Below are 19099 nucleotides of genomic sequence, written 5' to 3'. Positions count from 1 at the left end.
TCGACAGGGTGTGGGAGAGTAGGACACCGCCGAACACAACTTGAACCGGACAACCCTCGACCAACTATGGTCGGGGGTTGTCTGCATTCGAAACCATTACCCACGCAACAGCATTCGTGGGTTCGTGGGTTGCGGTAGCTCGGAAGTTCCAGGCTCCGACACCTGCCGCTCGAGGCAGGTCTTCCGCCATGCAGGCCGGCGTGCGTCACCACCGAAGAACTGGGTCTCACACGCGTGCGCACCTGCCATACGCACGCACTCTCGCCCACCGGATGCGCACCATGTCGCACGCGTCCGACGAACACGCGCGCGTCTGCGCAATGCGGGGGTGGTACCTCACCGTCGAGGAACCGTCAACGCCATGGTGACCGTCCGGGCAAACGCGAGCGCGTTTGCCAGACGCGAGCAGAATGGTCACACCAACGAACGCCAATCCCCGTGCGGCTGACGAACGCGCACGCGTTTGCCCTCGCCCGGCGAACAGAGCGACCGGTGCGTCCCTGGAATCGGTACACCGGTGCACGCTCAACAGTCCTTGCATCGGTCCGCGGACATGATGGTGCCGGGATTCCGCACCTCACGAACGAATGCGCGTGTTCGCCGGCCGTACCAGATGTTGAACCCCATCGCTCACCGCACGCCCGTCCACCTGAGGCAGCCGCGAGCACATCTGCAGTCGCGGGCCGCACTCAGACGTCGAGGCCGACGGTCGCGCTTTCGATAGCATCGACGTTCCAGTGCTCCGATCGGGCGTCGGCAGCGGTGATCGCAAAGCCGAGTGCGAGAGGGTTGGGGTATTCGATCCAAATCAACTATCGTGCAACGAGATTCGAGGCAACAGCGTCTCTCTCGTTGGTGCACGAATTAATTCGGTGGAGTTTGCGGCTAGGGCAGTGCATGATCATGGCACAGGTAGATCGCAGAGACCGTGGAGGTGGACAATGGCAGCAGAATCGAAGTACGCAAGCCGACGAGTCGTCTGCACTCGGTTTGCGGGTATTGCCAATCGTGCTCTCTGAGTAGAGCTTCGGACCGAAGGTGAAGTGGCACCCTTCGAATTCCTCGCCGCGCAGCGCATCGCTGTGTTCGGCGTCCATACTTGTTGTAGGAGAACAGATGTACCACTACGAACAGATCTTGAACGAACACCGACAACGCGTCGAGCGTGGTGTCCGGAACTACGAGCGGCTTCGAGTCTTGGCGGAAAGGGCAGCGAAATCGTCTGCGAGCAAGCAGAACTCACGGGAAGCCGATGTCATCGGCGCCGGAGAACCCGAGGATTGCGATGTCGGGACGTTCGAATCCGACGTCCACGTCGGGACGTCGTCGATGAGGTGAACTCAGCGTTGGACCAGATCGGAATAACGATCGCCTGCCGCGGCGATGAAGTCGCGAACGAACCAGCACGCAGGGACCACCCGGAGTCCCTGCGTGCTGGTGTCGTCCAGTGCGTGCTCGGTAAGTGTTGCTGCGAGACCGCGGCCGCGAAATCGAGGAACAGTGACGGTGTGATGGAACGTTCTGACGCCGTCGGATTCGAGGTACTCCGAGTAGCCGGCCAGCTGCGAATCGACGTAGATCTCGAATCGATTGTTCGCACTGTCATGGGTGATCGTCACCTGCATGTCGGTACCTCCCGGTCGAGTTCACTCTGCTCACCGTAACCGGCACTCGCCCGACGGGGTGTTCGGCGGTTACTCGAGCGTGGGTCGAAGCAGTAGGGTGAGGTAAACCGAGTCGTGCAAGCGCCACCCGTCGCAACACCGCTCTTCATAAGTACGGGGCGCTCTCGAGGCTGAAGGTGGCAATCCGTGGAAGACACATCCGACCGGGGAATCAAGGCATTCATTCGAACCGTGGCGCAGCGCGGTGGACGTGCGGAGCGGCTGACCACGTCCCGTCGTAACCCCGTGCAGGTCTGGTCGATGGACGGAAAATCCTCGTGCATCGTACGAGTGCGATCGAAGGTCACCGGGGATTGGAAGGCTCGCAGGCAAGACGAGTCGCTCGAGAGCGACGACACCGGATCCTCGTATTGGGTGTTCGTCGACCTGGCGAACGAAGCGCCGCGCTTCTACATGGTGTCCTCGGAAGAGATGGCTACCGACATTCGCGGGGAAGTGGATTTGTGGGTTCAGGATTCGCCTCTTCGCACCAGAACCGGACATCACGCTATCGCGGTGGACCGGGTGGCACATGGCAGTGAGCGGTGGGACCTGTTGGGTCTGAGCTCCACGTTGGACACCACGCTCGATGTCGGTCCCGAGCAGACGTGGGTGCGTACGCCCCGGGTCAAAGCAACGCGAAAGTCCAAGGTCGTCGTCGAAGAAGAAGTGATCGACAACCGTGTGCGGGTCGTCGCCGATTGCGAGGGCTATCGGCTGAGCGGTCGCTACGACCCCGAGACCCAGCGGCTGGAGATCACTGCTGGACCGATGGAGGGTCGGCGGTTCGACAACCCGTCCGTCGCCGCGAGTGCCGTGGCCACCCACATCAGCGGAGATGTCGAAGAGCGTGACGGCTGGCAGTTCTGGCAATTGGACACTCCAGATCGCGCTCCGCTGGGGTCGTTTCAGTAAAGAACCGCAGGCCGGACGGGCTTTGTTGTGATTGCTCACCAAATTGTTCCATCGGCCGTAAACGGGCCAAAGGTCGGATTAATCTAGCGCTGGTAGGACGAGCTCCCTGTTTTAGCCACTGGGTCGAATCGATGTTCGAGAGTTCGTTCGTACATCGAAGTTCGGGTATCAGCGAGCTCAACGGTCGACAGTGCGAGGGGTGCTGTCGACCGTGGGGAGAGGTATTCACCATGGAGCATTCCTACCGGTCAGGTTCGGCCCACGCGTCCCGTTTCGTGTTCCTCATCGCGCAGTTCGTCGATCGAAGAATCCCAGCCGAGTTCTTCTCGGCCCAGTTTCGCGAACTGCAGAACACTCAAACCGCATATCTCGACGCAGACGTGTCGTCCGTCATCGGAATGTTGTCGGTGGACGTCGGTGCCTACCTGGGTGACGTCGAGATCCGCGGAGTCGACTACATCGACTCCGAACAACTGTGGATGGCCGCCGGACAGGCGTTTCGTGATCTGATGACTGTGCAGTCCGAGCACATGGAACGTGAGGCGGGCTGACGGTCCACGGCGACGTCACCTGAACCGGTCGCGCTGCCGCAGAAGGTCTTCGAGCCTGAATCGTCGATGTGTCCCACGCATCTCGATGGGTAGATCGCCCGCATCGGCCAACCGTCGGACATAGGTATCGGAGACCCCGAGCACTGCTGCGGCCTGTGAAGTCGTGAGAAGCTCGTCGACAGTTCCGATTGCCACCGCTCGGCCGGTGGCCAGCTGGGTGAGTAGTTCGAGCACAGCAGTGCGCGCCGCGTCGTCGAGTGGCACCGACGAATCACCGATTCTGACATCGACGTCCGTACCGGTTCGCTTGTGCACGATGGCCGCCAGTTGCGTGGCCGAGCGCGACGCGAGAGCGGGCATGACGAATCGGAAGTCCATTCGACCAGGATAGAAGCGGACCGTACGCATAGGCTCGAGGCACCCGACTCACAAGGAGTGTTTCAGTGCCGCAGTTGTTGCATCTCGATTCGTCCGCCGACCCGGTTCGTTCGATCAGCCGTCGGGTCACGTCCCGCTTCTCGGACAGCTGGCATTCGATCGGCACCGACCACTCCGTGATTCATCGAGACCTACACCTGAATCCGTTGCCGCACCTCCCCACCTCTGCACTGCACTGGGCACCACACCTGCGCACAGTCGACGAAAATGTGGAGGCATCCGCCGAGGCGCTGCAGATCGAACTGATCGAAGAACTGATCTCGGCGGACGTTGTGCTCATCGGCGCACCGATGTACAACTGGTCGATCCCGTCGACCTTGAAGGCGTGGATCGATTACGTGCACGTTCCCGGCATCACCGTCCCGTTCGACGCCGACACGGCACCCCTCGTCGGCAAACCTGCCGTGGTGGTGACGAGCCGCGGCAACGACTACACCCCCGGTACGGACGGCGCGTCGGCCGATCACACCACGGCTCAGTTGCGGCAGGTCCTCGGGGTCGCGCTCGGGATGGACGTCCACTTCGTCCCGGTCGATCTGACGCTTGCCGAGCGGGTGCCGGCGCTGGCACCCCGTATTCCGCAGGCGCAAGCCAATCTCGAGTCCGCGTATGTCGCGGTCGAGGAACTCGCTCAGCAGTTCGGCGGGGCTTCGCCCAGGTAGGACCCGGGTAGCCGGGTGAGGTACTAGCGAGGTGACGACACGTTCAGCAGAACATCCATCAGCTGCTTCTCCACCGCAGCGAACTGCGGTGTCGTCACGATCTCCAGTCCGCGTGGGCGGGGCAGGGTCACCTCGACCTGCCGTCGTACGTGGGCAGGCCTGGGGGAGAGGACGACGACACGATCGGAGAGGTACACCGCCTCACGAATGTCGTGCGTGATCATCAGCACCGTCCATCGAAAGTCCGACCAGACCTGCTGCAACCAGGACTGCATGTCGCTGCGGGTCAACGAGTCCAGTGCTCCGAACGGCTCGTCGAGCAACAGCACCGAGCGGCCCTGCACCACCGTACGGAGTAACGCCGCTCGCTGGCGCATGCCGCCGGAGAGCTCGGACGGCCTGGCCGACTCGTATCCGTCGAGGCCGAACACCGGGAACAGTTCCCGCGCCCGCGCCCGCGCTTCCTTCTTGGCGACACCCTGCACTTCGAGTCCGAGAGTCGTGTTGTCGAGAACCGATCGCCAGGGAAACAGAAGGTCCTTCTGCGGCATGTAGGCACACGGCGGCACATTCACCGTCCCGGAATCGGGTCGGTCGAGCTGTGCCAGCATGTTGAAGACCGTGCTCTTGCCGGATCCGCTCGGTCCGATGATCGAGACGAACTCGCCGGGCTTCGCATCGAACGAGACGCCGTCCAGCACACGCTTGTCGCCGAACGATTTGGTCAGTTCGCGAACAACGATGCAGTTGTCGGAGGCGGGCGGGTCAGACATGAAGTCCCGCCGAACCGTGGCGTGCCCACGGAGCAACCAATCGCTCCACCACGAACGTGGACACGAAGAGCACCACACTGATCACGGCTGTCACGGCCACCGCGGCAAGAACCAGATCGGTTCGGAACGAGTTCTTCTGTTGGCTCATGTAGATGCCGAGCCCTGCACTCGCTCCGGCGTATTCGGCGAAGATCGCCCCGACGACCGCGTAGGTGATGCCGATGCGCAATGCGGTGAAGAACCGAGGGATGGCAGACGGTAGGCGTACGTACCGAAACTGTTGCCAGCGTGAGGCTCCCATGCTCACGAGGAGAGATCGCGCATCGCGATCGGCTGCCGCGAAGCCCTCGATGAGACCGATGGCCATCGGGAAGAACGTGGCCAGAGCGATCACCAGAACCTTGGGCAGCAATCCGAAGCCGAACCAGATGATCAGCAACGGTGCGATGGCAATGATCGGCAGCGTCTGCGACACGACGAAGAGTGGTACGAATGCGCGCCGCAGCCACGGTGAGAAATCCACCGCTACCGCCAGTAGCCAGGCCAGGACGAGGGAGACGGCGAAACCGACGAGGGTCACCTGCAGCGTTGCGGCCGCGTTCTCGGCAATCGCGTCACGCTGCGCCCAACCCTGCACGACGACGCGACCGGGCGACGGCAGCACCTGCGGGCGGATGCCGCTGACCTGGACGTAGACCTGCCAGGCAGCTATCAGCGCGGCGACAACGGTGACTGCGGGCCACGCCCAGCGGATGGAGGCGTGAATTCCACTGAACGATAACCTGTCTCGCTCAGCGGTGACCGGCTTACCGATCGCCGAGGTAGTCATTGGTGAAGTACGTCGACCAGTCCGGCTCCGTCGTGAGAGCGGTGCCGGTCTGATCGGCCAGTACACCGCTCTCGTACAGGAATTTCGAGTACGCCGTCCACTTGTCGAGGCTCTGTTTGCCAACCTCGCCGGAGGCATCCTTCATGTACTTCGCCGCGAGCATCTCCTGGCTCTCGAAAACGAGCGACTCGTCGGTGAAGGTTCCGGGGTTGGCGTCGATCAGATCCTGTGCGGCTCTGTCGGGATCGTCGGCGGCGAGTTGGTATCCGCGTTGCAGGGCCTGTACGAACTTTGCGGCCTCGTCCGGATGGGCAGCGAGCCAGGGTTCGTTGCCACTGATGGTGAGAGCGTAGGCGTCGGGAAATCCGTAGTCGGTGTAATCGAAGTACTTCATCGGGGTTCCGCTGTGTTCGGCTTCGATGCCCTCCCACGCGAAGTAGGAGACGGTGAAGTCCGCGGTACCCGAATACACCGCCTCGTACGCGGAGGTTCCCAGGACGACGGTCTCGTATTCGCCTGTGCCACCGTCGTTCTTGATGACCTGCTGGAGTCCGGCCTGCTCCCCGGATTCGCCGAAGCCGGCGTAGACCTTGCCGTCGAGGGCCTTGGGGCTCGGGATGTCGTCGCGATCTGCGCGGACTCCGATGCCGGTCGCCCAATGCTGCAGCGGTGCGAGAACAGAGACGGTCTGTGCGCCGGCCGAGGTGGCGAACACTCCCGAACTCTGGGTGCTGATGCCGAACTCGGCGTTTCCGGCATCGACGAGGGTGTCCGCTGCAGTGTTGTTGTAAGGCAGAACTTCTACGTTCAACCCGGCGTCGGCGAAGTAGCCTTCTTGCAGGGCAACGTAGAGGCCGGTGTGATTGGTGTTCGGGGTCCAGTCGAGGGCGAACCGAATGGTGTCGGAATCGGCCGATTCCGAGCAACCAACCAGCCCGGTGGTGGCCACGACCGCCGCTGCGAGCGTCGCGATTACTCGAGTTATTCTCATGCGTACACCGCACTTTCGGCCAGGGGCCACGTAGTGGGATGTAAAGCGCTGTCCCAGAACATCAATTCGTATCGCGATGCGACGACGAAGGCGTCGATCATCTGCTTGCGCTGATCGAGCGTCGCAGCCGCAGCGGCGTCGTCCACGAAAGTCTTCGCAGCGTCGACGATGGCATGAAATTCGGGTGCGTCGTAGGCAGCCACCCATTGTGCATAAGGGTGTTCGGGATCGTGATCGAGAACCGTCTTCGCTGCCGCGGCGAGTGAGCGGGCGACCTCGGCGTAGATCCAGAAGCACGGCAGCACCGCCGCGGCGGCCACGGCATACGGCTCGGTTGCTGCAGTGGCGATCAGGTAGGACGTGTAGCCCAGGCACTCCGGTGAAGCCTCCGGAGTCGAGGTCGACGTGGGGAGAGAACCCCCGTTCAGCATGGCCTCGTGCGATGACGCCTCGTCCATGGCGCTCGCGGCGGCGCTCGCCCAGAACGCCCCGGCGAGCGGGTTCGGTGCGTGTGCCGCCAACAGGGACAACGACCTCACGTACCCGCTCAGATAGAGCGAGTCCTGCTCGAGGTACCGACGGAACGCATCCAGCGGAAGTGTCCCGGCTCCGAGCAGCCGGAGGAATTCCAGGTCGTCGATCGCGTGCCGGATGTGCGCGGAGGCATCCCACAGGAGATCGGTGAAGCGGACCGGGTCCGCAGATACAACAGGCGTCATCGCCTTCGACATCCCTTCGTCAGCATTACCTGAATCAGGTTCGGCGGGTTTGATCTCAGCATCCGCATCGGCGGACACACCCCGTGTCAGAACGAAAGCGACAGTAACACCGGTCACCTGGTGTCGATGCCGCCGCCCCTGTATCTGCGGCCCGGGCTCACCCCAGCATGTCTTCGAGTTCCATACCCTTGGTCTCGGTGATCTTGGCCTTGACGAACAAGAACGACAATGCCGCGAAGAGTGCGAAGCCGGCGTAGATGGCCCACAGGCCGACGGACGACGTGAGCGGCGGGAAGGCAAGCGTCACAGCGAAGTTGGCAATCCAGTTGGCTGCCGTGCCGATGCCGAGGGCCATGGCTCGCATGCGGTTGGGGAACATTTCGCCGAGCATGACCCACATGATCGGACCCCAGGTCGACGCGAAGAAGATGACGAACAGGTTGGCACCGATCAACGCAATGGCACCCCACGGAGCGGGGAGCGTGACGTCGTCGCCGCTACCGATCGACTGCGAGAAAGCTACCGATGCCATGACCAGTCCGACGAACATGCCGAGCGAACCCGCCAACAACAGCTTGCGCCGACCGATGCGGTCGACGAACAGGATCGCCACGAACGTCATGACCACGTTGATCACCGCGGTGATGACCGACGTGGTGAACGACTGGTCTTCGGTGAAGCCGACCGAGCGCCACAGCGTCGTCGAGTAGTAGAAGATCGCGTTGATGCCCACGAGCTGCTGCAGCACGGCCATCGTGATGCCCACCCACACGATCGGTTGCAGACCGAACTTCGGCCCGCGGATGTCGGCGAACGACGAACGTGATTCCTTGCGCAGCGTCAGCCTGATTTCGTGAACGCGCTCGTCGGGATGCAGTTCGCCGGTGATCTCGGCGAGCACTCGCGCTGCTTCTTCGTCGAGATGCTGACCCACCAGGTACCGCGGGGATTCTGGAATCAGCGTTGCCAGCAGTCCGTACACCAGTGCCGGCACGACGCCCACGAGGAACATCCAGCGCCATGCTTCGACGCCGAACCACAGGTCGTTCGACGCCCCGTCTGCAGCACCTGCGAGAAGTGCGTCGGACAGAAGGGCGGCGAAGATACCGATGGTGATGGCCAGCTGCTGAAGCGAGGCCAGGGAGCCGCGCCATTTGGCCGGTGCAATTTCGGCGATGTAGGCCGGTGCGATCACCGACGCGATGCCGATGCCGAGGCCGCCGAGCACTCGCCACAGCATGAGGTCGGGGACGCTGAACGCAAAGCCGGAGCCCACCGAGGAGATGATGAACAGCGCCGAGCCCAGCAGCATCACTCTCTTGCGTCCCCAGCGATCCGCGAGGCTACCGGCGAACCATGCGCCCACAGCGCAGCCGATCAGGGCGATCGCCACCACGAAGCCGGTGGTGAACGAGCCGAGGGAAAAGTGATCTTCGATCGAGTCGACGGCTCCGTTGATGACCGAGCTGTCGAAGCCGAACAGGAAGCCACCCACAGCTGCGGCGACGCTGACGCCGATGACCTTCGCTGTGTGGTGGTCCGAGGTCTGATTCATGAGTGACGCACCTTCTGGCCGCGCGCGGGGCGTCGGCCGCTGGGGAGACCGTACGGCAGAGATTGTCGTACCGTACTCGGACATTACGCCTGGTCCTTTGCCGCGCAAACGACGCCGTCAGCGAAGGTCGAAATCCTCGGCCGAGACGGTGAAGCCATGGCCGACCTGGTCGGTGCAGGTGACGCCGGCTTGCTCGTCGACGCTGCATTGCAGGCCGTTGGTGGATCCGCTGCCGGGGACGGTGAGCACCTCGCCGTACGGCAGTGCCGCCGCGGGGCCGTCGAAACGATGGAACTTGGGATCGCCGAGGCTCTCGAACTTCGCCGGTGACCCAGCGATCAACTGCACGGCATTGGGTTCGACGACGGACTCCGAGGCTCCGCTTCCAGGAACCTTCGGTGCCGAATCGGGGAGCGAACCGTGGCAACCGGCGATCGAGGTGTTCAGCACGGCGATACCGCACTCGAATTTTCCACTGGGGCTCGAAAAGTAGTACCAGCCAGGTGCTTTGCCCGCGTAGTCCTTCGAATCGACCTGAGCCGCTGCCGAAGTCGTCGGCGTTGCCGTGGTGGCGGGTGGCGGCGTGGTGGACGCCGGCGGCGTCGTGGACGCAGGTGAGGGTGAGAGCGTACTGCGGGGCGTGGTCGGAAGCGCGGTGATGGGGGTGGGGCGGTCGGTGATGACGGTGGCCTTCGCCCCGTCGCCGCCACTGGAACCGCAGGCGGCCAGTAGCCCGACTGCCACGACTGCCGCTGCGGCACATGCGATTCTTCTCATCGTCGATTCCTTCGCTCGGGGGCGTCGACGCCGAAAGAAGCGTCGCCGAGCCCAGGGGTGATGTTGGTACGTTGGGCAGCGAACGAACAGGAGGCTCGATGGGCAACGCGTCCGACTCCACCGTGTGTGTGAGCACGCCGTACGGCGAAGTTCTCGGCTATCCGGTCGCCGTCGACGCATCGCCGATCGTGGCATGGAGGGGAATTCCCTACGCGGCACCGCCGGTGGGGAAGCTCAGATTCCGATCGCCGCGACCGTTGCAACCGTGGAACGGCGTGCTCGACGGTCTGCACTTCAGTGCGATGGCACCGCAGGGCCGCGACAGCCCGGTCCCGATCGATCCGTCGTTGTCCATCTCCGAGGATTGCCTGTCGCTCAACGTGTGGGCACCACGGCCCGACGGCGAACTGCGTCCGGTGCTGGTGTGGATCCACGGCGGCGCGTATTCGCTCGGTTCGTCTGCGCAACAGGTGTACGACGGGCGACATCTGAGCGAGAACGGCGACGTGGTCGTGGTCTCGATCAACTTCCGCCTCGGTGCCTTCGGGTTCCTCGACTTGTCGTCGTTCTCCACCGACGAGCACACGTTCGAGACCAATCTCGGACTGCGAGACCAGATCGCAGCCCTCGAATGGGTGCGCGAGTGCATCGCCGCGTTCGGTGGCGATCCCGATCGAGTCACCCTGTTCGGCGAATCCTCCGGGGGCGCATCGGTCACCACGTTGATGACGTCTCCGCAGGCCGAGGGCCTGTTTCAGCAAGCGATCGTGCAGAGTGCTCCTGCGACATCGGTGTACGGCCCCGATCGAGGTGCCGCGGTGGCGTCGAGATTTCTCGAATTGGTGGGTGTCGACCGGGACGACATCGGCGAATTGTTCGACATGCACTTCAGCAGGTTGGTCACCGCGGGGGACACGCTCTGCTACGAAGTTCCCACGAGAGTTCCTGGAACGCTGGGTCTTTCGCCGGTCGTGGACGGTGACATCGTTCCGCGTTACCCGGTGGCGGCATTCCAGAAAGGGCTCTCGCACAAGATTCCACTGATCATCGGCACCAACCACGACGAGCCGTCGATCTTCCGATTCATGAAGTCCCCGTTGATGCCCATCACCTCCGACACCGTCTCGGAGATGTTCCGGGCCATTGCCCACGATCATGCCGATCTTCCCGCTCACCGCGTCGCCGAGATCATGGCGGCGTACCCGGACCGGAACAAACCGGCCGGCGCACAAGCCATGTCGCGTGACGCGGGTTTCGTCATGCCGAGCATGTGGATCGCCGACGCGCACAGCAGGCACTCGCCGACCTGGATGTACCGATTCGATCACGCGACACCGATGCTCAAAGCGGCTCGTGTGGGCGCCGGACACGCAACCGAACTGCCGTACGTCTTCGGCAATTTCGGGACGTTGAACCGAGACCCGACGTTCTGGCTCGGTGGACGTAAACCGGCGATGGCGGTGGCGGCGCGGATCCAGAGGCGGTGGCTCGCTTTCGCGCGGTACGGCGTGCCCGCTGCGCTGGACGCGTCCAAGCACTGGGCTCCGTACACCGAGAAGACGCGCTGGACGCTGGTGATCGACACATCCGACACCCTCGTCGAGGATCCCGACGGCGACATGCGCGCTGCCTGGGGCGACCGGGTTCTCGGATTCAGCTGACACGTCGCCATACGTCCTGTCGCATGGACGTTGCTGACATGAATCGAACGTAACAGCAAGAACACCAGCCGCAGGAGTCCCAGCGGTAACAATTGGATGTCAGGCAGGAGTGGAGCCTGCGGAATGACCCGGTTGGGTATGCCTGTCGGTAGGTGCAGTTATGTTCGGTGAGTGTTGATGTCCAGGATCGTCGAAGCCTCCCGTGCCGTGGCCGCGACACGCTCGCGCAAGGTCAAGATCGAGCAGCTGAGCGCGGTGCTCGCCGAGGCGGAAGCCGGCGACATCGAATCCGCGGTGTCGTGGCTGTCGGGGGAGTTGCGGCAGGGTCGAATAGGAGTCGGTTGGCGCACGCTGGCCGATCTCGACGTCACCTCCGCCGAGGTCTCGACGTTGACGGTCACCGAGGTCGACGATGCGATCTCCGCGGTCGCGTCGACGTCGGGTGCCGGGTCGGCTGCGCGGCGAGTAGCGCTGTTGACGGACCTCTTCTCGCGCTGCACCGCGGAGGAGCGGCAGTTTCTCATCAGGCTCGTCACCGGCGAACTGCGTCAGGGGGCGCTCGAGGGAATCATGGTCGACGCGGTCGCTGCCGCCACGAATCTTCCGCAGGCGCCGGTGCGTCGCGCGTTCATGCTCTCGGGCCGCCTGTCGGCCACTGCTGTTGCCGCGATCACCGGCGGCGTAGAGGCCCTGGACGCGTTCCGGCTCGAGGTGGGACGCCCGGTCCGCCCGATGTTGGCCTCGCCCGCAGAATCTCTGCGCGCGGCGTGGGAGCAACTGGACGGCGACGTCACCGTCGAATACAAGCTCGACGGCGCGCGAATTCAGGTGCACCGCTCCGGAACCGACGTGAGCATCTACACGCGGACCTTGCGAGACATCACTGCGAGCGTGCCCGAGTTGGTGGAACTCGTACTCGCACTGCCGTGCGACTCGGTGGTCCTCGACGGGGAGACCCTTGCTCTCGACGACAGTGGGCGGCCGCGACCGTTCCAGGAAACGATGAGCCGGTTCGGCGCGGAGAGCGCGCACGAACTTCTGCTGCAGCCCTACTTCTTCGATTGTCTGCACCTGGACGGCGACGATTTGCTCGATGTGCCCCTCGAAGAGCGGCTGGCTGCACTCGAACGAGTGGCACCGGGGCACCGAATTCCCAGTGCCGTTCGGCCCGATACGGACGGAGCAGCCGCCCATTTCGATGCTGCACTCGACGCCGGGCACGAGGGGGTCATGCTGAAGGCTCTCGGAGCGCCGTATGCCGCAGGCCGCCGCGGAAAGAGCTGGCAGAAGGTCAAACCCGAACACACCCTCGACCTCGTCGTCCTCGGAGCCGAGTGGGGATACGGACGTCGTACCGGTTACCTGTCCAATCTGCACCTCGGAGCTCGCGATCCCGATGGCGGTGACCCGATCATGGTCGGCAAGACGTTCAAAGGCCTGACCGACGTTCTGTTGCAATGGCAGACCGAGGAATTTCCCAAACACGAGAGAGAGCGCGACGAGCACGCCGTGTATCTGCGCCCCGAACTGATCGTCGAGATCGAACTCGACGGCGTGCAGGTCAGCCCACGTTACCCGGGCGGCGTGGCGCTGCGATTCGCGCGAGTCCTGCGGTACCGACCCGACAAGAACCTCGCGACTGCCGACACCATCGACTCCGTGCGTGCACTGTTGCCGAAGTCCAACTGATCAGCATCCCACCTGTGCACACCGCGGACGATTAATACATACGAAACCGGACGAACGATCCCGTAACACGGCGCAAAATATTCTCGAGGGTGCAAGCCAGCGAGAGATGGAGTGCCAATGATGTCCACAGTTCGAGCTGCACTGGTCCAAAGCAAGTGGACCGGTGACAAAGAATCGATGATCGCGGCGCACGAGGGGTTTGCTCGGTCCGCCGCCGAGCAGGGCGCGAAAGTCGTTTGTTTCCAGGAACTTTTCTACGGTCCGTACTTCTGCCAATTGCAGGACGCAAAATTCTACGAATACGCCGAATCGGTACCCGGGCCCACCGTCGATCGTTTCGCCGCATTGGCGAAAGAGCTGGGCATCGTGATGATTCTGCCGGTGTACGAGCAGGAGCAGCCGGGCCTTCTCTACAACACCGCCGCCGTGGTCGACGCCGACGGCACCTATCTCGGCAAGTATCGAAAGCACCATATTCCCCATGTCAACGGGTTCTGGGAGAAGTTCTACTTTCGACCCGGCAACCTGGGATGGCCGGTGTTCGACACCGCGGTCGGTCGAATCGGGGTGTACATCTGCTACGACCGGCACTTTCCCGAAGGTTGGCGTGCGTTGGGCCTTGCCGGCGCGGAGATCGTCTTCAATCCCTCGGCTACCTCGCGCGGCCTGTCGAACTACCTGTGGAAGCTCGAGCAACCCGCATCTGCCGTCGCGAACGAGTACTACGTGGGCGCGATCAACCGGGTCGGAATCGAATCCGAATACGGAGACGACGATTTCTACGGGACCAGCTACTTCGTGGACCCCGAGGGCAAATTCGTCGGCGAGGTGGCGTCGGATTCCGAGCCCGAGATCGTCGTTCGAGATCTGGACATGGACTTGATCAAGGTGGTCCGTGACCGATGGGCCTTCTATCGTGACCGCAGACCCGACGCCTACGGCCCGCTGGTGCAACCCTGATGGCCACCATCTTCGTGCACGGTGGAACCGTGGTATCCACCACCGGCGCACAGGAATTGGATGTGCTCATCGACGGTGAAACCATCGTCGCAGTATTGGCACCGGGCTCGGTGTCACTGGCCGCAGACTTGAAGACCTCGGCAGACGTCGTCATCGACGCCACCGGGAAGTACGTGATTCCGGGCGGCGTCGACGGACACACCCACATGGAGATGCCGTTCGGTGGCACGTTCGCCTCCGACACCTTCGAGACCGGAACGCGCGCGGCAGCCTGGGGCGGTACGACGACCATCGTGGACTTCGCGATTCAGACTCCTGGCCAGCGAGTACAGGACACATTGGCACAGTGGCACGAGAAAGCGGCAGGGAAGTGCGCCGTCGACTACGGGTTTCACCAGATCATCGGCGACGTCACCGACGATTCCCTGAAAGCCATGAGCGAGTTGGTCTCCGAGGGTGTCACCAGCTTCAAACTCTTCATGGCCTACCCGGGCGTCTTCTACTCCGACGACGGCAAGATTCTGCGCGCCATGCAGTCGGCGGCCGAAACAGGTGCGTTGCTGATGATGCACGCGGAGAACGGCATTGCCATCGACGTTCTCGTGGCGCAGTCGATCGCACGCGGAGACACGGCCCCGTACTTCCACGGGACGTCGCGTCCGTGGCAGCTCGAGGAGGAGGCGACGCACCGAGCCATCATGCTGGCCGACGTCACCGGCGCGCCGCTGTATGTGGTGCACGTATCCGCCAAGCAGGCGCTCGAGCAGATTGCGCAGGCTCGGGGCAACGGGCAGAACGTGTTTGCCGAAACGTGTCCGCAGTATCTCTATCTGTCGCTCGAAGAACAGCTCGGTGCGCCGGGTTTCGAGGGGGCCAAATGGGTGTGCTCGACGCCTCTGCGGTCGCGGGCCGAGGGGCATCAGGACGAACTGTGGCGTTACCTGCGCACCGGTGACGTCGCAACCGTCAGTACCGATCATTGCCCTTTCTGTATGAAGGACCAGAAGGAGATGGGTATCGGCGATTTCTCCAAGATTCCCAACGGAATCGGGTCGGTGGAGCATCGGATCGATTTGATGTTCCAAGGGGTGAAGAGCGGGAAGATCACCCTCGAGAAGTGGGTGGACGTCTGTTGCACCACCCCGGCCCGGATGTTCGGCATGTACCCGAAGAAGGGCGTGATCAGCCCCGGAGCCGATGCCGACATCGTGATCTACGATCCGAACGGGCACACCAGCATCGGAGTGGACAAGACCCATCACATGAACATGGATTACTCCGCGTACGAGGGTTTCGAGATCGACGGGCACGTCGACACCGTGATGTCGCGCGGACGAGTCATCGTCGACGGCGGATCCTACTCCGGCACTGCAGGACACGGCAGCTTCGTCCGACGCGACCTGTCGCAGAATCTGATCTGAGCCATGGACATCGGGGTAGTGCTGCAGTGCAATCCGCCGGCGTCCCGTGTGATCGATCTGGCCAGACAGGCCGAGACACATGGCTTCTCGCACGTATGGACGTTCGATTCGCATCTGCTGTGGCAGGAGCCGTACGTCATCTACAGCCAGATTCTGGCCGCGACCAGGCGCGTGACGGTGGGTCCGATGGTCACCAATCCGGCTACCCGCGATTGGACGGTGACGGCATCGACATTCGCAACGCTCAACGACATGTTCGGCAATCGCACCGTCTGCGGCATCGGGCGTGGCGATTCCGCGGTCCGCGCTCTCGGTGGTAAGCCGACAACGCTTGCCGCGCTTCGTGAGTCGATCGAGGTGATCGGCAGTCTCGCGAACGGGCGTAGCGCCCGAGTCGGTGACACGACAGTGCAGTTCCCGTGGGCAGAGCACTCGAAGCTCGAGGTGTGGGTCGCGGCGTACGGACCCAAAGCCCTCGAGCTCACCGGGCAGGTAGCGGACGGCTTCATCCTGCAGTTGGCCGATCCGGATATTGCTGTCTGGACGATCGGCCGAGTGCGTGCTGCGGCCGAGGAGGCGGGTCGCGATCCGGATTCGATCTCGATCTGTGTGGCCGCTCCCGCCTATGTCACCGACGGTACCGAGGCCGGCCTCGAACACGCACGGGACCAATGCCGTTGGTTCGGCGGGATGGTCGGCAACCACGTCGCCGATATCGTCGCGCGCTACGGCGGTGATGGCGGCGGGGTGCCGCAGGCACTCACCGACTACATCGCAACACGTACCGGGTACGACTACAACGAGCACGGCCGAGCAGGGAACTCGCACGCAGAATTCGTTCCGAACGAGGTGATCGACAGGTTCTGCATACTCGGCACACCGGCCGATCACATCGCCAAACTGAAAGAGCTGGAGGCACTGGGCGTCGACCAGTTCTCTGTCTACCTCCAGCACGACGCCAAGGCCGCGACGCTGGAAGCGTACGGAGAGAGCATCATTCCGCAGATCCGCACGTCCGTCACGGCTACGTCGTGACCGGTGTTCTCGATCAGGCGGCGGTGGTAGCTCCTACTCCCGCCCGCTCGTCGCGAGGACTTCGTCGTCCGCTCATGGCGGTGGCTGCGGTCGTGTTGTTGCTGGTGTTGTGGGAGCTGGTGAAAGTGCTCGTCCCCGAAAACGGCGTGAGTGTCGGGAGTGTGCGGGTGTTGCCGCGCACCGACGACGGCGCTCTGCCGCATGTGTGGTCGGTATTGGCTGCGTTGACCGAGCCGGAGGTGAACGTTACCGGGGCACGCAGTGTCGGCGCGGCGATCGTCTCCAGTGGATTGTTCACGTTCGGGCTTGCGGTGCTCGGATTCGTTTTGGGCGCGTCGGTCGGACTCGTGCTGGCTGTCGCCATGCAACGATTCGTGTGGGTGGAGCGGTCGGTGTTGCCCTACGTGATCGTCTCGCAGACGGTGCCGCTCATTGCACTGGCACCGCTCGTCGCCGGCTGGGGAGGAAAGATCGCCATCGCCGGGTACTCCTGGCAGCCGTGGATGAGCATCACCGTCATCGCGTCGTACCTCGCGTTCTTCCCGGTGGCAGTGGGTATGCTGCGCGGCCTACGTGCACCCGACCCGGCATCGCTGGATCTGATGCACAGCTACGCGGCCGGATGGTGGACCACACTTGTGCGGCTACGGCTCCCGGCCTCGGTGCCGCACCTGATCCCGTCGCTGCGGCTGGCTGCCGCAGCCGCTGTGATCGGTGCTGTCGTTGCCGAGATCTCGACCGGAACCACCGGCGGTATCGGCAGGCAGATCATCGTGTTCTCGCAACAGGCGACAGGCGACGCGTCTCGTCTGTACGCAGCCGTTCTCGGTGCCGCGGTACTCGGGCTCGTGGTGACCGGATTGGTGGCCCTGCTCGATATCGCTCTCGGCCGATATGCAGGCCGTACTCCTGCTCGAAGGGCGGATTCATGACCGTGCAAGCCGTTCAGGTCGAGAGCGTCGGCAAGACGTTCGATGGGGGAGTGACCGCGCTGGACGATGTGTCGCTGTCGATCGCTCCCGGCGAATTCGTATCTCTGATCGGCCCTTCCGGCTGCGGCAAGTCGACGCTGCTTCGCATCATCGCAGATCTCGAGCAACCCACCTCCGGTGCGGTGTCGGTGTTCGGTCTGACGGCGCGGCAAGCTCGCGTCGAACAGAAGTACGGCATCGCATTTCAACAGGCAGGGCTACTCGATTGGCGAACGGTGCAGTCGAACGTTGCGTTGCCGCTCGAGCTGCACAAGGTGGCGAAGCGAGAACGCGCGGAACGGGTACGCGAATTGCTCGAACTCGTGGGACTCACTGATTTTGCCGAGCGCTATCCCAGCCAGTTGTCCGGTGGTATGCAGCAACGAGTAGCGATCGCACGTGCTCTGGCCCGAACGCCGGGACTGTTGCTGATGGACGAACCGTTCGGCGCACTCGACGAGATGACCCGCGAAAAGATGCAGAACGACCTGTTGCGCATAGCCGAGGAGTCGAGCGCAGCAGTGGTCTTCGTGACCCACTCCATTCCCGAAGCGGTGTATCTGTCCGACCGAGTTGTCGTGATGTCGCCCCGGCCCGGGAGGATCGTGGACACGCTCACGATCGGCACGTTCGACTCCGTCGGGGACCCACGCGAATCCACGGAATTCTTCTCCGCCATCACCTCGGTTCGGGATGCACTGCACGGGCGCGTCGTTCGCGGTGCGGATCTCCGATGAGAGTCTGGCTGCCGCCGGTGGCGTTCGGCGTGGTCCTGCTCGGATTGTGGCAGCTGCTGACCGTCGTCGCCGGGGTACCGTCGTTCCTCCTTCCCTCACCGAGTGCGATTGCCGAACAGTTCGCTCGTAACGTCGGCAACATCGGATCGGCAAGTGTGGCAACCGGAACCAATGCATTGGTGGGGTTGATCGCGGGATCTGTCCTCGGTCTTCTCGCCGCGATGGTGGCCGTTCGCCTCAGGATCGTCGACGAGCTTCTCACCCCGCTGGCCGCGGGTGCCGCTGCGGTTCCCATCGTGGCCCTCGCTCCGGTGTTCAACTCGATGTTCTCCTCGACCACCGACCTACCGCGCCGCCTCGTCGTGACCATTGTCGTGTTCTTCCCGGTCTTCGTCAGTGCGGCAAAAGGACTCCGACAGGTGTCGCCGGTGCATCACGACCTGATGACCTCGTATGCGGTCGGCGGCTGGCAGTTCACGCGCATCGTTCGTCTTCCGTCCGCGGTGCCACACATCTTCACCGGGTTGCGGGTTGCGGCTCCGAATGCTGTCATTGCAGCCATCATCTGCGAGTACTTCGGTGGATTGCAGAACGGTTTGGGGTCGCGGATCACCTCCGCCGCGGCGAACACCGCCTACCCCCGGGCATGGGCCTACGTCGTGGGTGCCATCGCAGTCGGGTTGCTCTTCTTTCTGGTCGTTCTCTTGCTCGAGAAGCTCGTGTCCCGCCGTCGTACCTAGGAGAAGTCGAA

The 19099-nt window shown here is 63.2% G+C and carries 19 protein-coding genes and 1 riboswitch; of the genes, 11 read left to right on the top strand and 8 right to left on the bottom strand.

Going from position 1 to position 19099, the window contains the following annotated elements:
• Positions 1-1340: 1340 nt before the first annotated feature.
• The gene (locus AC5WEY_RS24825) at positions 1341-1625 is read right to left on the bottom strand and encodes a GNAT family N-acetyltransferase (RefSeq protein WP_495647946.1); all 285 of its coding nucleotides are present in this window, start codon (positions 1623-1625) and stop codon (positions 1341-1343) included.
• Between the two features lie 186 nt (positions 1626-1811).
• Between AC5WEY_RS24825 and AC5WEY_RS24820 the strand changes: the two genes are divergently transcribed.
• Together AC5WEY_RS24820 and AC5WEY_RS24815 are read left to right on the top strand one after the other, a co-directional pair.
• Positions 1812-2579: a hypothetical protein gene (locus tag AC5WEY_RS24820; RefSeq protein ID WP_495647945.1), complete on the top strand. Its 768-nt coding sequence runs from the start codon at positions 1812-1814 to the stop codon at positions 2577-2579.
• A 230-nt stretch (positions 2580-2809) separates the two neighbouring features.
• Positions 2810-3130, top strand: a complete 321-nt coding sequence (locus AC5WEY_RS24815; RefSeq protein ID WP_057477873.1) for a hypothetical protein — start codon at positions 2810-2812, stop codon at positions 3128-3130.
• 15 nt (positions 3131-3145) lie between these two features.
• Here AC5WEY_RS24815 and AC5WEY_RS24810 read toward each other — a convergent pair whose 3' ends face one another.
• Positions 3146-3508 carry a helix-turn-helix domain-containing protein gene (locus AC5WEY_RS24810; RefSeq protein ID WP_495647944.1) on the bottom strand — a complete coding sequence of 121 codons (363 nt, stop codon included), beginning with the start codon at positions 3506-3508 and terminating at the stop codon, positions 3146-3148.
• A 65-nt stretch (positions 3509-3573) separates the two neighbouring features.
• On the opposite strand from AC5WEY_RS24810, the gene AC5WEY_RS24805 reads away from it, so the two are divergent.
• Positions 3574-4230 carry an FMN-dependent NADH-azoreductase gene (locus AC5WEY_RS24805; protein WP_495647943.1) on the top strand — a complete coding sequence of 219 codons (657 nt, stop codon included), beginning with the start codon at positions 3574-3576 and terminating at the stop codon, positions 4228-4230.
• Between the two features lie 23 nt (positions 4231-4253).
• On the opposite strand, the gene AC5WEY_RS24800 is transcribed toward AC5WEY_RS24805, so the two are convergent.
• The 6 genes from AC5WEY_RS24800 to AC5WEY_RS24775 form a co-directional block, all read right to left on the bottom strand.
• Positions 4254-5003: an ABC transporter ATP-binding protein gene (locus tag AC5WEY_RS24800; protein WP_495647942.1), complete on the bottom strand. Its 750-nt coding sequence runs from the start codon at positions 5001-5003 to the stop codon at positions 4254-4256.
• On the bottom strand, positions 4996-5832 hold the full coding sequence (locus tag AC5WEY_RS24795; RefSeq protein WP_495647941.1) for an ABC transporter permease: 837 nt from the start codon (positions 5830-5832) through the stop codon (positions 4996-4998). The genes AC5WEY_RS24800 and AC5WEY_RS24795 overlap by 8 nt, the downstream gene beginning before the upstream one ends.
• A complete protein-coding gene (locus AC5WEY_RS24790; RefSeq protein WP_495647940.1) occupies positions 5810-6823 on the bottom strand; it encodes an ABC transporter substrate-binding protein in 1014 nt (337 codons plus the stop codon). The genes AC5WEY_RS24795 and AC5WEY_RS24790 overlap by 23 nt, the downstream gene beginning before the upstream one ends.
• Positions 6820-7542, bottom strand: a complete 723-nt coding sequence (locus AC5WEY_RS24785) for a TenA family protein (protein WP_495647939.1) — start codon at positions 7540-7542, stop codon at positions 6820-6822. The genes AC5WEY_RS24790 and AC5WEY_RS24785 overlap by 4 nt, the downstream gene beginning before the upstream one ends.
• Positions 7537-7636: riboswitch (TPP riboswitch) on the bottom strand. Its footprint overlaps the gene before it by 6 nt.
• Before the next feature lie 63 nt (positions 7637-7699).
• Positions 7700-9097 carry a sugar porter family MFS transporter gene (locus tag AC5WEY_RS24780; RefSeq protein WP_495647938.1) on the bottom strand — a complete coding sequence of 466 codons (1398 nt, stop codon included), beginning with the start codon at positions 9095-9097 and terminating at the stop codon, positions 7700-7702.
• Between the two features lie 117 nt (positions 9098-9214).
• Positions 9215-9874, bottom strand: a complete 660-nt coding sequence (locus AC5WEY_RS24775; RefSeq protein ID WP_495647937.1) for a hypothetical protein — start codon at positions 9872-9874, stop codon at positions 9215-9217.
• A gap of 98 nt (positions 9875-9972) precedes the next feature.
• Here AC5WEY_RS24775 and AC5WEY_RS24770 point away from each other — a divergent pair, with 98 nt between their 5' ends.
• From AC5WEY_RS24770 to AC5WEY_RS24735, 8 genes are all read left to right on the top strand, one after another.
• Complete coding sequence (locus tag AC5WEY_RS24770) at positions 9973-11535, top strand: carboxylesterase/lipase family protein (RefSeq protein WP_495647936.1); 1563 nt, start codon at positions 9973-9975, stop codon at positions 11533-11535.
• A gap of 171 nt (positions 11536-11706) precedes the next feature.
• On the top strand, positions 11707-13224 hold the full coding sequence (locus tag AC5WEY_RS24765) for an ATP-dependent DNA ligase (protein WP_495647935.1): 1518 nt from the start codon (positions 11707-11709) through the stop codon (positions 13222-13224).
• A gap of 120 nt (positions 13225-13344) precedes the next feature.
• Positions 13345-14184, top strand: coding sequence for a nitrilase-related carbon-nitrogen hydrolase (locus AC5WEY_RS24760; protein WP_495647934.1), 840 nt, complete (start codon positions 13345-13347; stop codon positions 14182-14184).
• Positions 14184-15605, top strand: a complete 1422-nt coding sequence (hydA, locus tag AC5WEY_RS24755) for a dihydropyrimidinase (RefSeq protein WP_495647933.1) — start codon at positions 14184-14186, stop codon at positions 15603-15605. Before AC5WEY_RS24760 ends, hydA begins: the two co-directional genes overlap by 1 nt.
• Positions 15606-15608: 3 nt before the next feature.
• Positions 15609-16640 (top strand): TIGR03842 family LLM class F420-dependent oxidoreductase, encoded by a 1032-nt coding sequence (locus AC5WEY_RS24750; RefSeq protein WP_495647932.1) that lies wholly within the window; start codon positions 15609-15611, stop codon positions 16638-16640.
• The gene (locus tag AC5WEY_RS24745; protein ID WP_495647931.1) at positions 16637-17572 is read left to right on the top strand and encodes an ABC transporter permease; all 936 of its coding nucleotides are present in this window, start codon (positions 16637-16639) and stop codon (positions 17570-17572) included. The genes AC5WEY_RS24750 and AC5WEY_RS24745 overlap by 4 nt, the downstream gene beginning before the upstream one ends.
• Positions 17569-18348 carry an ABC transporter ATP-binding protein gene (locus AC5WEY_RS24740; protein WP_495647930.1) on the top strand — a complete coding sequence of 260 codons (780 nt, stop codon included), beginning with the start codon at positions 17569-17571 and terminating at the stop codon, positions 18346-18348. The genes AC5WEY_RS24745 and AC5WEY_RS24740 overlap by 4 nt, the downstream gene beginning before the upstream one ends.
• Positions 18345-19088 carry an ABC transporter permease gene (locus AC5WEY_RS24735; RefSeq protein WP_495647929.1) on the top strand — a complete coding sequence of 248 codons (744 nt, stop codon included), beginning with the start codon at positions 18345-18347 and terminating at the stop codon, positions 19086-19088. Before AC5WEY_RS24740 ends, AC5WEY_RS24735 begins: the two co-directional genes overlap by 4 nt.
• Positions 19089-19099: the final 11 nt, after the last annotated feature.

The organism is Rhodococcoides sp. S146-33 (genome assembly GCF_059489205.1).
This window is presented reverse-complemented; position numbering and strand designations above follow the sequence as displayed.

What these genes read in the sequence shown, in the direction of transcription:
- AC5WEY_RS24785 (WP_495647939.1), bottom strand. Translation starts at nt 7,542, where the DNA reads ATGACGCCTGTTGTATCTGCGGACCCGGTCCGCTTCACCGATCTCCTG.
- AC5WEY_RS24740 (WP_495647930.1), top strand. Translation starts at nt 17,569, where the DNA reads ATGACCGTGCAAGCCGTTCAGGTCGAGAGCGTCGGCAAGACGTTCGAT.
- AC5WEY_RS24825 (WP_495647946.1), bottom strand. Translation starts at nt 1,625, where the DNA reads ATGCAGGTGACGATCACCCATGACAGTGCGAACAATCGATTCGAGATC.
- AC5WEY_RS24760 (WP_495647934.1), top strand. Translation starts at nt 13,345, where the DNA reads ATGTCCACAGTTCGAGCTGCACTGGTCCAAAGCAAGTGGACCGGTGAC.
- AC5WEY_RS24770 (WP_495647936.1), top strand. Translation starts at nt 9,973, where the DNA reads ATGGGCAACGCGTCCGACTCCACCGTGTGTGTGAGCACGCCGTACGGC.
- AC5WEY_RS24780 (WP_495647938.1), bottom strand. Translation starts at nt 9,097, where the DNA reads ATGAATCAGACCTCGGACCACCACACAGCGAAGGTCATCGGCGTCAGC.
- AC5WEY_RS24810 (WP_495647944.1), bottom strand. Translation starts at nt 3,508, where the DNA reads ATGGACTTCCGATTCGTCATGCCCGCTCTCGCGTCGCGCTCGGCCACG.
- AC5WEY_RS24750 (WP_495647932.1), top strand. Translation starts at nt 15,609, where the DNA reads ATGGACATCGGGGTAGTGCTGCAGTGCAATCCGCCGGCGTCCCGTGTG.
- hydA (WP_495647933.1), top strand. Translation starts at nt 14,184, where the DNA reads ATGGCCACCATCTTCGTGCACGGTGGAACCGTGGTATCCACCACCGGC.
- AC5WEY_RS24795 (WP_495647941.1), bottom strand. Translation starts at nt 5,832, where the DNA reads ATGACTACCTCGGCGATCGGTAAGCCGGTCACCGCTGAGCGAGACAGG.
- AC5WEY_RS24790 (WP_495647940.1), bottom strand. Translation starts at nt 6,823, where the DNA reads ATGAGAATAACTCGAGTAATCGCGACGCTCGCAGCGGCGGTCGTGGCC.
- AC5WEY_RS24735 (WP_495647929.1), top strand. Translation starts at nt 18,345, where the DNA reads ATGAGAGTCTGGCTGCCGCCGGTGGCGTTCGGCGTGGTCCTGCTCGGA.
- AC5WEY_RS24775 (WP_495647937.1), bottom strand. Translation starts at nt 9,874, where the DNA reads ATGAGAAGAATCGCATGTGCCGCAGCGGCAGTCGTGGCAGTCGGGCTA.
- AC5WEY_RS24815 (WP_057477873.1), top strand. Translation starts at nt 2,810, where the DNA reads ATGGAGCATTCCTACCGGTCAGGTTCGGCCCACGCGTCCCGTTTCGTG.
- AC5WEY_RS24800 (WP_495647942.1), bottom strand. Translation starts at nt 5,003, where the DNA reads ATGTCTGACCCGCCCGCCTCCGACAACTGCATCGTTGTTCGCGAACTG.